Annotated in this window: 8 protein-coding genes; 5 read left to right on the forward strand and 3 right to left on the reverse strand. The window is 46.6% G+C overall.

The annotated features are described in order from the left end of the window. Positions 1-9: 9 nt before the first annotated feature. Positions 10-960, forward strand: coding sequence for an N-acetylglucosamine kinase (locus NEA10_RS17615; RefSeq protein ID WP_252662650.1), 951 nt, complete (start codon positions 10-12; stop codon positions 958-960). A gap of 134 nt (positions 961-1094) precedes the next feature. After that, positions 1095-2738 carry a PAS domain-containing sensor histidine kinase gene (locus NEA10_RS17620; RefSeq protein WP_252662651.1) on the forward strand — a complete coding sequence of 548 codons (1644 nt, stop codon included), beginning with the start codon at positions 1095-1097 and terminating at the stop codon, positions 2736-2738. 13 nt (positions 2739-2751) lie between these two features. On the opposite strand, the gene NEA10_RS17625 is transcribed toward NEA10_RS17620, so the two are convergent. The 3 genes from NEA10_RS17625 to NEA10_RS17635 form a co-directional block, all read right to left on the reverse strand. After that, positions 2752-3330, reverse strand: coding sequence for an NADPH-dependent FMN reductase (locus tag NEA10_RS17625; protein ID WP_252662652.1), 579 nt, complete (start codon positions 3328-3330; stop codon positions 2752-2754). Between the two features lie 97 nt (positions 3331-3427). Next, complete coding sequence (locus tag NEA10_RS17630; RefSeq protein ID WP_252662653.1) at positions 3428-4240, reverse strand: SirB1 family protein; 813 nt, start codon at positions 4238-4240, stop codon at positions 3428-3430. A gap of 29 nt (positions 4241-4269) precedes the next feature. Further along, on the reverse strand, positions 4270-5142 hold the full coding sequence (locus NEA10_RS17635) for an alpha/beta fold hydrolase (protein ID WP_252662654.1): 873 nt from the start codon (positions 5140-5142) through the stop codon (positions 4270-4272). Between the two features lie 65 nt (positions 5143-5207). Between NEA10_RS17635 and NEA10_RS17640 the strand changes: the two genes are divergently transcribed. From NEA10_RS17640 to NEA10_RS17650, 3 genes are all read left to right on the forward strand, one after another. Then, positions 5208-5978, forward strand: a complete 771-nt coding sequence (locus NEA10_RS17640) for an SDR family oxidoreductase (RefSeq protein WP_252662655.1) — start codon at positions 5208-5210, stop codon at positions 5976-5978. Between the two features lie 244 nt (positions 5979-6222). Beyond that, a complete protein-coding gene (locus NEA10_RS17645) occupies positions 6223-6552 on the forward strand; it encodes a CU044_2847 family protein (RefSeq protein WP_252662656.1) in 330 nt (109 codons plus the stop codon). Between the two features lie 102 nt (positions 6553-6654). Further along, a complete protein-coding gene (locus NEA10_RS17650; protein ID WP_252662657.1) occupies positions 6655-13605 on the forward strand; it encodes a tetratricopeptide repeat protein in 6951 nt (2316 codons plus the stop codon). Positions 13606-13725: the final 120 nt, after the last annotated feature.

The following is a 13725-nucleotide window of genomic DNA, read 5'->3' on the forward strand; positions in this document are numbered from 1 at the left end:
TTTTCTTCTATGACCCCAACGGTCTTAGGTCTGGACGGGGGTGGCAGTCAGACCCGCTGCCGACTCGTTAATGCCCAAGGAACAGTATTAGGACAAGGGGAAGCCCCTGCCTCCAATTATCATGCCGTCGGGGGTGAGGCGGCCTATCATGCCATTCTCTCGGCCATCGCCGCCGCCACGGCTAACCAGACTGTGGTGATTCGCGCCATTACCCTGGGGTTAGCGGGGGTGGGCCGACCTCGGGATAAGCAGGTGGTTCAGGATTGGGTCCAGCTCTTACAACAGGATAGCCGCCTTCCTCTGACCTGGAATTTACATCCCCAGGGGGTGCAGGTGTGTCCCGATTGTGAGATTGCTCTTGTGGGGGGACTCGGTCAGGAGGTGGGCCTGGCGACCATTGCGGGAACGGGGGCGATCGCCTATGGCCGTAATTCCCAGGGACGGGTGGCCCGGGCCAGTGGTTGGGGATATCTCCTAGGGGACGAAGGGAGTGCCTATGATATTGGCCGTCAGGGGTTACGGGCAGTGGTTCGGGCAGCGGATGGGCGATCGCCCCAAACCCAACTCACGGAAGCGGTCTGTGATTACTTTGGCTTAGATAAGATTGAAGATTTGGTGGAGTCTGTGTATCAGCCCGGCTGGAGGGCCAAGGATGTGGCTCGGTTGGCCCCGGTGGTGGACCGGGTGGCGAGTGTAGGGGATGAGGTCGCCCTACAGATTCTCGATGAGGCGGCGGTGGAGTTGGCCCTGGCTAGTCGCACGGTGTACCGGCAGTTGTTTCCCGACGATGCTGCGGTTGAACTGGTGACCTTGGGGGGAACCTGGCAAAGTCAGGGGAAACTGAGACAGCGGTTTCAGCAGCACCTAGCTCGCGATTGTCCTGAGATTGCGGTGGTTGAGCCTCGTCATGATGCTGTTTCGGGGGCAATCTTGTTAGCGCGTCGGGCAGTGGGTTGGTAATTGGCAGATTTTCCTGCTAAGCTTTGCTACCATGACGGAGGGGGTTGGGCCCTCGGGTCGAGATCGCTCAGCCTTAAATTAGGCTGACCTTCTGCACTCCCCCTCGTAAAACGTTCACAGGTAGGCACGAAGGCGTGGAGCATTCCAACGACTTCAATTTAATTCTCTTGCGCCAAGTCCTAGACCAATCTGGGACAGCGATCGCTCTGTTCAACTGCGATCTCAAGTCCATCCTCTGGACTCAACCCTGGCAAGATCTCTTTGGCGTCCATCCCGGTAAGGGGCAAGCGTATTCTGAGCTAGTTCCCCATGCACCACCCTCCTGGCTAGCGGCCTATCGTCGTTGTCTCGATGGCTTGCCCAGCGTCTGTCCCCCGTATTTGCTTAAGTTAGCCAATGGCGATCGCCGTTGGCTAAAAGAAAGACTCTCCCCCTGGTATGACGAGCAAGGGCACGTTAGCGGTGTGATTGTGGAAACCCAACTCCTCAATCTTCGTGAGGCGATCGCCCAAAGCTGGCAGACGGTCTTTGACAACAGCCCCGACCTCCATTGCCTCCTTGACCAAGAGGGTATCTTCCAACAGGTCAACCCGGCCTGGCATGACCATCTCGGCTATCCAGTAGAAGACCTCTACTATCAAAATTCTCTGGACTATATCCACCCCGAAGAACTCCACTCCAGCCAAACGGCGTTTCATGATCTCACCCCCAATGCTCATGCCTGCTTTAAAAACCGCTATCGTCATCAAAATGGCTCCTATCGCTGGTTTGAATGGACGTTAGTGGTTCTCGGAGATGGTCAATATTTTTACGCCATTGGGCGAGTCTTGGCCAGCACTTCCTCCTCCCCTCTTAATGTGCAGCCGAATGACTCGGGGTTGGAGCAACTCTCACAAACTCTCTCCGATACCCTTGATGAACTCCGACAAACTCAACGACAACTGGTGCAAACGGAGAAAATGTCTAGTTTGGGCCAACTCGTCGCCGGGATTGCCCATGAGATTAATAATCCCGTTAACTTTATCTATGGCAACTTGGTTCACGCCAAGGAATACACTGAGGATATTCTTAGCTTATTGAGTCTGTACCGACAGTATTATAGTGACCCTCACCCAGAGATTGCGGAAGAGGCAGAGTCCATTGATCTTGATTTTTTACTAGACGACTTACCCCAGTTACTCACCTCCATGACAGTGGGGGCCAATCGAGTCAAAGAAATTGTGAGTTCGCTGCGTAACTTCTCCCGTTTAGATGAGGTGGAGATGAAGCATTCAGATCTCCATGAAGGACTCGACAGTACCCTGGTGATTTTACAAAATCGCATCAAAGCTAAACCGAGTCGCCCGGAAATTATTATCAAGAAAGTCTATCAGGACTTACCCAAAGTTGAATGTTTTACAGGGCAGATGAATCAGGTCTTTATGAACATTGTCAGTAATGCCATTGATGCCCTGGATGAGCGGGATAGCCGACGTAGTTATCAGGAGGTCGAAGCCCAACCCAGTCGTTTAACCCTCACGACCAGTCATAATCCTGATGAGACGGTCACCGTTCGTATTAGTGATAATGGGTCTGGGGTTCCTGAGTCGGTTCGTCAGCAGATTTTCAAGCCTTTCTTTACGACGAAACCCGTTGGCAAAGGAACAGGACTAGGACTATCGATTAGTTATCAGATTGTCGTCGAAAAACACAAAGGAACTCTAGATTGTCGGTCAACTATGGGAGAAGGAACGGAGTTTATTATCACCATTCCCATCTCCCATAGTGATTCTGATTAGTCGGGTTTAGCCTCTAACCATGCAGCTTTTGGCTGACGGTTGCCAGGGCTTTTCCTACTTCCCGAACGGCAGCATCTTGCTCGGCATCGATGAGCTGTCCTTGTTCGTTGAAAGCTTGATAGGCTCCAGAAATGGTTTTTTGTTGAGGAATGACGATCACCCCAATGTTTTGCAGGATATCTCGCACATGAACTAAGCCCCGTAAGCCTCCCATTCCTCCGGGAGAAGTGGCCATTAAGGCAGCAACTTTGCCCCGGAAACAGGTCAGGGATAAGGGCGGTTCTCCTTCTTCGGGACGGGAGGCCCAGTCAATGGCGTTTTTGAGGAGTGGGGTGATGGAACTATTATATTCCGGGGAAGCAATGAGAAGTCCGTGATGGGATTTGAGGAGTTTTTTGAAGGCTAAAACAGAGTCGGGAAAGCCCTCTTTGGCTTCTAAGTCTTGGTTATAGAGGGGCATGGGATAGTCCCCTAAGTCAATTAGGGTAACCTCTGCTCCGGCGGCTTCGGCACCCTGGGCAGCAATTTTAACGAGGGCTTTGTGAAAGGAGCCGGTTCGAGAACTTCCGGCAAAGGCAAGGATTTTAGTCATGGGAGGAGAAGGAATTTTAGGAGTTGAGTTTAGTAGAAATGTAACATTTTTAGTCGATTTAGGTCAAGGTTTGCTGGTGTTTTGGATACAACTTTTTTTAGGAGTCAAGTCGTTCTAGGATACGTTGAATGGTTGAGGCATCGGGGGCGTTGGGGCGGAGAGATAAGTAACGCTCTAGGTCTTGGCTGGCGGCGATCGCCTGACCAGATTGGTAATAGATTAGGCCGCGATCGCGCAAGTCTAAAACGGAATCGGGGGCTAATAATAAAATCCGCTCGATGGCGGCTAGGGCCTTACTGATGTCTTGCTGGGCAATATAAATCGCTTTGAGATTGGTTAACATTCTCACGAGAATTTGACGAGAACTGACCGGTTCTAAAAACTCGGGCTGGAGGGGAACTGGCCTCCCGTAAATTTGGCTCAACCGTCGCTCACAATCCTCGGGAAACAGAACTTCACCGCCATTGTAGGCATCTACGAAAATTCCGGCATCCTCAAAATCAGGGCGAATGATGAAATGACCGGGCATTCCTATCCCCACCATGGGGAACTCTAATCGCTTGGCAATTTCTAGATAAACGAGGGACAAACTAATGGGGATCCCCACACGACGCTCTAAAACATCATTTAAAAAACTGTTTTTGGGGTCATAGTAATTTTCGCTATTTCCGTGAAATTTAAGAGTTTCAAATAAATAGGAATTTAGGGTATTGATCACTCGTAATGGATATCGTTCTTTGGGGAGTTGTTCAGCTACCTCGTCGGCATAGTGGTCGAGTTTTTGTAAATTCGCATCAATATCCAAGCCGGGATACTCTTCTAGGGCAATACAGAGGGCGGCTTTGCCTAAATCAATGGGGGTTTTCTGGATTTCGTTGTAAAACGGTTGGCGCGATTGGGGAAAATCCATAGGTTTAGAGGGGTTGGGGGGTCAGTCGTTTAGGAGTTCGAGGCTGGGGAGTTGGAGGTCTGTTGCTTGAGAAAGGACAGCAAGGTCTGACTAAAGGGGGCGGGTTCCACTAAAAAGGCCCAATGATTACCGGGAACCTCACGGACATCCAACTGTTTAAGATAGCGATAGTAGGGCTTCAGTTGCCATTGACTGCGATTGAGTCCGGCTTCGGGTTTGATAAAGAGGGTGGGAAGGGTTATGGGTTCTGTTAAGCCGTCAACGACCATAACATCTTCAAAAATGCCATCTCGGGCGGCTTGGGTAAATTTACTACCCCAGGTTCCATCGGGGTTCTCTTCTAGGCTATCTTCAAAGGCCTGTCGTTGAGGGTCACTCCAACCTCGATATTGTTTCAGGGTTTTGGCAGCTGCGATCGCTGCGTCATAGGAGGGAAAGGGACCCATGGCTTTGAGGAAGGGCAAGACGCGGTACAGCAGGGGGAAGGTAAAGCGAGACCATTTGGGGATTTTGCCGATGAAAAAGGGATCGACGAGAATGGCACTGCGGAATTGTTGGGGAAACTCCCGGGCCCAGATGGGAACGACTTTGCCAGTCCAGGAGTGACCGAGAATATGGGCGGAGTCATAGCCGAGGTGGGTGAGTAGGGCCTGTAGGTCACGGATAATCTGCTCACAGCCATAGCCTTGAGGGGGTTTACTGCTATCGCCATGGCCGCGTAAATCAGGGGCGATCGCCCGAAAGCCCTCGGCGGCTAGGGTTTCTGCCACTGGCTGCCAGACGCCAGCATGGTCGGCCAGGCCATGTAACAGCAACACCGGTTCGCCCGATGCGACTCCCCAGTCGAGGTAGGAGAGATGCAGGGAGGAGTTTGGCAGGGATAGGGTCTGACGAGCAACCATAGGCGGGGGAGACCAAGCAGCAGTGATAGGATGAAACGAGCAGCGCCGTGAGAGTCACAGAGGTTATGAATTCTGTTAAGGATAAAATTGTTCTTGTAACTGGGGCAAGTAGTGGCATTGGGGCCGCTTGTGCCAAACGCTTTGCTGAAGCGGGTTCGAGGCTTATTTTGCTGGCCCGTCGGGGCGATCGCCTTCAGGAGTTGGCGGGGGAGTTACACCGCCAATGGGGGACGGCGGTTCATTGTCTGACCCTGGATGTGCGCGATCGCGATGGGGTCATGAGTCAGCTGACGCAATTGCCGGTGGATTGGCAAGGGGTTGATATCCTGGTCAATAATGCTGGACTCAGTCGGGGCCTGGATAAACTGCAAGAGGGCGATCTCGATGATTGGGAGGAGATGATTGATGCCAACGTCAAGGGACTCCTCTATGTGACGCGGGCCATTGTCCCTGGGATGGTTGAACGCCAGGGGGGACATATTATTAATATTGGCTCGATCGCGGGCCGTCATGCCTATCCTCGGGGGAATGTCTATTGTGCCTCGAAAGCGGCAGTGCGGGCGATTACTCAAGGCTTAAAACAGGATTTACTGGGAACGCCGATTCGGGTGAGTGAGATTGATCCGGGTTTGGTGGAGACGGAGTTTAGTGAGGTTCGCTTCCACGGCGATCGCCAGCGGGCCAGTGAAACCTATCATGGCTTAACGCCCCTAACCGGCGAAGATATCGCGGATCTGGTCTGGTTTTGCGCCAGCCGCCCGAACCATGTCAACATTAGTGAAATGCTCGTGGTTCCCACCGACCAGGCTACGGCAACTCAAGTCTATCGACGGTAGCCTGGTTTTGTTATGAGCATATAAAAATAAACCGGATTGATGGTTAATTGACATTCCACCATCAATCGCTAAAGTGGATTCTGTTAACGTATATGAAGATACTGTGGCGATTTTTAGGGGAATCGGTTAAGCTCGATTGCATGCCTTCTTGAAAAATAGGGGTCTCGAATCTATTTAATGTATCAAGGGTTACATTTTTTAGACTAATCAACTTACCTTCTTGTTTTATTTTTAGATATTGTTTATGGCAAACTCAACGAAAATAGTGCCAGTAAACTTAGAAGATGGTAGTACAGTTTATGTTGAAGCAACTTTAATTGGAGAGCAGCCGATTTCATTTAAAAAACATCCCTTCAAGGATGTTACAAATGCGATCAAGATGATTTCTAGTGAATTGACGGAAACATTGGAAACCATAAAACCTCAAAAAGCGAGTGTCAAATTCGGACTCGAGATTGGAATCCAATCGGGCAAAATAACAACTCTCATCGTTCAAGGTAGTAGCAAAGCTAATGTCGAAATAACCTTGCATTGGGAGTCGTCGTCAAAAAACAAAACATCGGATAACTCCTAGTTTACCTGCCGACGTAGATTTATTATCTAGCAGTACGTTACATAATTCGATCTTAACGACAAGCATACCCTGTAATCTTTTGAATACTTATCCCGGTCAGCCATGTTGAACTCCACCCTCGAAAAGCTACTGAAAGAATGTACAGTTCGTATTAACTTGGAGAATGGCACTGGAACAGGCTTTTTTGTAGCTCCCCAATTGTTACTCACCTGTTCTCACGTTGTTATCGATAGTGATTCTGACGAAGTGGGAGTAATATGGGGAGGGTTTGAAGAGGAGGTTCTAGCTGAAATTGATGTCATAGTCAAATCTCTGGATTTAGCGTTATTACGTCTTCCCCAAGAGAGCTTCAACCATCCCTGTGTTTGGTTCGATCAACAAGCGAATGTAGGCGATGCTTGCTACAGCTATGGCTACCCACAAGACTATCTCCACGGGGACAGTAGCACGTTTGAGTATGAGGGAGAAAGTAACACAGGACGCTCATGGCTCCTCAAGCTTAAAGCTGGACAGGCTAACTTTGGGGCTAGTGGTTCCCCTGTTCTGAATACAAGGACAGGAGGGGTCATCGGGATCATGAATCTTTCCAGAAATACTGAGACAGATTTGGGGGCGCGAGCCGTTCCTACTGAGGTTATTTTAAAACGTTTCCCAGAACTCGTTGACCTGCAAGCTAGTGTCCACCAACCTGGATCGACCTGGTTAGACCTTGTCACTGAGATGAGGGAAGAAGCTGATAGAAGGAGGGCAAGTGAAGAACTATTAGTTCTCCTGCGTAAAATTGACACGGAATCAGAAACCCGAGTCTCTGCCAGTTTGATTACTGTTCCACCTAAAGTTGAGCATTGGCAAGGAAGACACTCAGAAATTGCAACAATTTCTGCTTGGCTATCCGATCCTCTGATTACATTTATTGGAGTTCAGGGGGTAGGTGGCATCGGAAAATCGGCATTAGGTGCAAAACTATTTCAAGAAGTTGAGGAATTAGACTTTGGGTTTGAAGGTAAATTTTGGGCTGATGTGAGTCAACAGCCAGATTTTTCTGTATTTGCTGAGCAAGTATTGCACAGTTTGGGTCAAGAAAGAGAGAGTCAAAAAATTGGGTCTGACAACTCCCAGATTGTGAATGAATTACTGAACTGTCTTAATGAAACTCGATACTTGGTTGTTGTTGATAATCTAGAGACTTTATTGCAGGATGATCGAAAATGGCAGGATACAGGATATGAAGAATTTTTTAGGCGCTGGCAACAACTGGGGCATACCAGCACAATTTTAATTACAACTCAAGAAAAACCCATCCTTTCAGAACGGGTAGTCTCCTGGCTCATGTTACAAGGTTTAGGGATAGAAGTTGGGGTTGCGTTACTACAGTCATTAGGAATACAAGGTGAATTTTCTGAGCTATGTGAATTTGTTGAGTCTATGGATAGTCATCCATTAACTCTAAAATTAATTGCAGGCTTTTTGCAGGAGTATTGTCAAGGTCAGCTGAGTGAAGCAAAGAATTTAGGGCTTGAGAAATTTGAACAGATTGCTGAAGAAGCTCTTGGGGAGCGTACTGATAATAGCGATGTACGTCGTCTTTGGATTTTGCAGCAGCACTTTGAAAGACTGGAGGAGTCCCTTCAACGGTTACTGGTTGATTTGAGTGTATACCGTCAAGCATTTGACGTTCATGCAGCAGCTGCGGTGTATCTCCCAGAACATAATTCACCAGAACCTGAATCAAGACTGTTAGACGTACAGAAGTCTCTGCGAGAATTGGTGAACCGCTCTTTACTCATTGAGTTAGCAGGAAATACTTATCAGTTTCAACCATTTGTCGCATCTTACATCAGTCATCAAAATCTGGATAGTAAGATTGATGCTCATGAACGAGCGATTTGCTATTGGGAATCCCAATTAACTGACGCATCAGATTGGCAATCTCTTAAAGATTTAAAGCCCCAGTTAGAAATTTTTCACCATCAGATGGAACTGGAGTTATGGGTTCAGGCTATTGAAACGTTATATCCCTGCTGCGAGTTCTTTGTGAAAGGATACCACAGCACCCTATTAGTCGAACTCGCTGAGCCTTGTTTGGAAGAAATTAGCATACAAGAAGAAATCAGTGTAGAAATAAAAGAAAAAATTTGCAAAATCTATAATTTCATAGCAGTTTCTCTAAATCGTATCAGCCAATTTCAAAAATCACTAGAGTATAGTGAACTGAGCCGACGTGTGGCTAAACTCCTCGAGAATGAAGCTCTGGAGGCGACTACATTAAGTACGATGGGAGACAGCTACTTTTTGATGGGTATGCTGTCCGAGAGTTTAGATGCTTATCAGACAAGCTTGGATATTTCTGTAAGGATTGACGAACTATCTTTGCGTGTTCAAAGTACACTTGGATTGGTAGATGTTTACTGGGAGTTGGCTCAGTGTCAGAAGTCTTTGACCCTAGCCGAAGAAGCCTGGTCACTTCTAGAAAAAAAGGAGTCTACGCGACTTAAGGCAGAAAGCCTTTTGCGCTTAGGGTTGATACAAAACGGACTGGGTTTGTCACAGACAGCTTTTGAAAAGATTTGCCAAGCTTTAGAAATAGCGAAGCTGAATAGATATCGAGATATAGAATGCAAGGCCTTGCGTAACATAGGAAACCTAGGTCAGACGGCTAAAAATTATTCTCAACAGCAGTGTATCCAATTGCTACGACAATCTCTCAGCATCGCACAAGAGCTAAAAGATTCCTACCAAGAGGCATCTAGCCTAGTAGTCCTAAGTTATATCGAAAATCTCCTGAAGGGTGACGAAAAATCTTTAGTAGTAGGACTAGAGTCTGCACTAGAACTTAGCAAGGCGATCAACGCCAACTTACTGACGGTTAAAATTTCAAAAGCTTTGGCAAGTCAGGGAATAATTGAAAATCAACCTGAAATTGTTTTAGACCACTTAAATGACGCTCTAGCTACTGCGGAACGCTTAAACTATAGCTATGAGTTTCATGAGATTACTACTGAGAAAATCCGAGTCTTTTATAACGTTCAAAAATATGATCAAGTTATAACTCATGCAGATCAAATTTTGCAAGGGTTTCCAGATAATGAAAACAACCGGCTAAAGCATTGGGCTTTGTGGATGAAAGGTGCAGCTAAGTTCGAGTCTGGTGAAACAGAAGCGGGAATTGCTAATCTGTTAGAGGCTTTGGAGACTTCCAAGCTTATTGAAGATTCAAGAACTGAGGGACAAATTTTAGGAACCTTAAGCTATTGCTATGAGAAAACTCAGCAGCAGGATCGCTTGCAGGATGTTGTGGAACAGCGATTAGCCCTAGCTAAAGAGACAGGACTTTTAGTGGACCAAGCTGAGGCTCTAGGACAATCGGGTGCCTTCTATACTCAAGCAGGAGACTATCAACAGGCAGTTTCTCTGTACCAAGACTGGTTGAAATTAGCGGAAGCAGCAGAGGATCGTAGGCAACAAGAACTGGCCTTACTGAACTTGGGGATTTGTTATAGCAATTTGGCGCAACATCAAACAGCTATTGAGTATTTCGAAAGGCAAGTTGCGTTGGCAGTTGAAGATGAAGATCGGTCAATTTATATAGATGGTTTAAATCGCTTAGCTGACAGTTACTTTGTCCTGAACAACTTGGACGAAGCGCAAGAAAAATATGCTAAAGCAGAGGACCTGTTAGACGAACTACAAGAGCAAGAGCTACTCAAGTTAGTGACCATGAAGGGATTGGGTTTAGTTGCCCAAAAACAACAGAATTATGACTTGGCAATTTCTCACTTACAAAATGCCCTTAATCTTGCAACCCACTTAGAGAATCAACAAGAGCAATGGATCCTACTGAGTGAAATTGGGGTTAGCTACGATCGTTCTGGCAACTATACTGAAGCATTGAAATTATTCCAGCAAGCCTGGTCACTAGCAGAAACGATGGAGGTAACTCAAAAGCAACTTACATCAACCAGGAATCTGGCTATTACATATAGAAATTTATCAGATTTTGAACAAGCTGCTGTTTTTAGGAAAGAGCAGCTTAGGTTTGCTAGAAAGCAAAATGATAACTGGAACACTGGAGATGCATTAGGATCTCTTGGAGACTACGCCTTTGATCAAAAACGCTATCGCAGAGCAATAGAGTATTATGGTCAGACCCTAAAAATTGCACAGGACTCTCAGGATGTCAATTGGCAAAGTCGATTGTTAACCGCTATTGGCGATGGTTACCAAAAATTGGGTCAAGACTCTCGTGCAATTGAGTTTTATGGCCAAGGATTAGACCTTGCTCAAAGTTTGCAGGATGGGCGTGACCTATCTAGGGAAGCTAGGATTTTAGGGTCTATTGCTCAGAGTTATCGTAACCTTTACCAATATTCTACGGCTATCGAAACCTACGCCCAGCAACTGGAACTGGTGCGGGCGATTGAAGACCGGTCAGGGGAAAGAACTGTTGCCAATGCGTTGGGAACTTGTTACAGTTCACTAAGTCAATATCAACGAGCCATAGACTATTACGAACAGTCTCTAGCCATAGCTCGTGAAATTGCCGACCGCTCTGGTGAACGATCTGCGCTAGGTGGATTGGCAAATTGTTACAGTTCACTAAGTCAATATCAACGAGCCATAGACTATTACGAACAGTCTCTAGCCATAGCTCGTGAAATTGCCGACCGCTTTGGTGAAAAGTTTGCGCTAGGTGGATTGGGAAGTTGTTACAGTTCGCTAAGTCAATATCAACGAGCCATAGACTATTACGAACAGTCTCTAGCCATAGCTCGTGCAATTGCTGACCGCTCTGGTGAAGGAGTTGAGCTAAGTGGATTGGGAGATTGTTACCGTTCACTAAGTCAATATCAACGAGCCATAGACTATTACGAACAGTCTCTAGCCATAGCTCGTGAAATTGCCGACCGCTCTGGTGAACGATCTGCGCTAGGTGGATTGGGAGATTGTTACCGTTCACTAAGTCAATATCAACGAGCCATAGACTATTACGAACAGTCTCTAGCCATAGCTCGTGAAATTGCCGACCGCTCTGGTGAACGATTTGCGCTAGGTGGATTGGCAAATTGTTACAGTTCACTAAGTCAATATCAACGAGCCATAGACTATTACGAACAGTCTCTAGCCATAGCTCGTGCAATTGCTGACCGCTCTGGTGAAGGAGTTGAGCTAAGTGGATTGGGAGATTGTTACCGTTCACTAAGTCAATATCAACGAGCCATAGACTATTATGAACAGTTCCTGACTATAGCTCGTGACATCGGATCTCGTAGTAGTGAAGGTTTTGCACTCGGGAAGATAGGATATGCCAATTATTCTCTTAAGGAAAACCAGAAAGCTTTAGAATATCTTCAGCAATCTTTGGTAATTGGTGAGGATATCGGGCACTTGCTTATGACAGCTTACTATGGTTGCCTCTGTCAAGCTCGTGTGCTGATTGAACTCAACCGTGGTAAAGAGGCAAAATCTTTGTTGATTCGGTCATATAAAATATTTCGAGCTATCGGAACTGAGCATTGGCTCGATCAAGTCTGGACAGAGCTTAACAAGCTTGGACAGTCATTTGCAGCAGCGAAAGACTTTTCAGATGCGGCTGCCCTACATGAAGAAAAGTTCAATCTTCTTCAAGAACTCGGCACTACGGCTGATCAAAAGGTGGCAATCTGGGTTTTACGAGATTGGGGAAAAGTACACTTCGACGAGCAACGTTATGAACTGGCCCTCGAAGTTCATCAAAGGATGTTAGAGCTGGCGCAGGAGTTGGAAGACAACACTGGGATCAGTGCAGCATTGGCTTGGCTCGGCTGTGATCATCGTGAGAGTGGTCACTCAGAAGAAGCATTGCAGTACTTCCAACAGCGCCTAGATATTGCAGAACAGGTGAGCGATCGTAATGCTCAACGAGAAACTTTAGCTTGGATGATTACTTTATATAAAAAGCTAAATCGAACTGAGGAGACTCTTCAGTGCTATGAGAATAGACTTGCTGTTTTACGGGAACTAGGGGATCAATCTGGTGAGCGGGGTTTGCTGTACGATTTTGCGAACTACTTATATAAGTTAAAACGGTATGAGGAGGCTAAAAAGTATTTCTTGGAAGCTTTAGAGCTTGCCATAGAACTTGATGATTCTCAGAGTCTTGCTAATACCTATTATATGCTCGGACGGGTGTATGAGATGCAAGAAAAGCTAGAGGATGCAATAAACAGTTATTCTCAGGCATTTCGAGGATATACAGAAATTCATCTTAAAGATCCGACTTCTAAATGGGCTAAAGAATGGGCACAGAATTCAATCAACTGTCTGAGCAAGTTATATGAAAAAACTTCTAATCATGAAGAAGCGATTAGCTGTTATAAACAGCATATCTCTCTGGTTTCAACCGATGATGAAGACGGACTGGCTGCTCAGTTACCTCTATATTTAGCAATGGGGCGGCAGTATCTTAAGATAAACGAGTTGTCTGAGGCTCTCGAAACCTTCCAGTCTGCCCTAGAATTGGCAGAACAGCAGCAGAAATCAAACGAGATTGCTGATGCCAATTATGAGATAGGCTCAGTTCTAGAGAAGATTCAACAGTTAGATGATGCGTTGCATCACTACCAGATTAGCTTGGAACTTGATATCGAGCATGATAATCAAGCTCGTGTCCTCAAAACTCATAAAGCCATTGGGGATATTTATAATCAGCGCCAATCCTATCTCGAAGCAATAGAGCAATATGAGCGTCAATTAGTTTTGAGTCGTCAAGCAGAAGATAAAGTGCTTGAGCAAAGTTCCCTAGAGGATTTAGGGGCTGTTTTTCAGAAGTCCGGCGATCGCCAAAAAAGTTTAGAGTACTTCAACTTAGCTCTGAACTTAGCTCGTGAGTTAGGAAATCGATTGAAATCTGCCAATTTGCTATATCGCCTTGGCATTTTATATCGCGATCTCGATGATGTGAATAGTGCCATTGGGGCTTTCACACAAGCTTATACCTTGTATTCTGAAGCCGGAGAGGCTGATCAAGTTGCTGCGACTCGCGATCAACTTAGGGAACTAGGAGGTCTGTTCTAGTGGGATATCGGCGAGAAATATAAAGAAATCATAATTATTGTGGCTAAACTTGTATATCGTGCCACAAGGGAGGGGTCAGTTGATACAATGTCGAGCTGCATCCTCCCTACCTATTCTTGA

The organism is Phormidium yuhuli AB48 (assembly GCF_023983615.1).
In the GTDB taxonomy this organism is placed as follows: Bacteria; Cyanobacteriota; Cyanobacteriia; order Cyanobacteriales; family Geitlerinemataceae; genus Sodalinema; species Sodalinema yuhuli.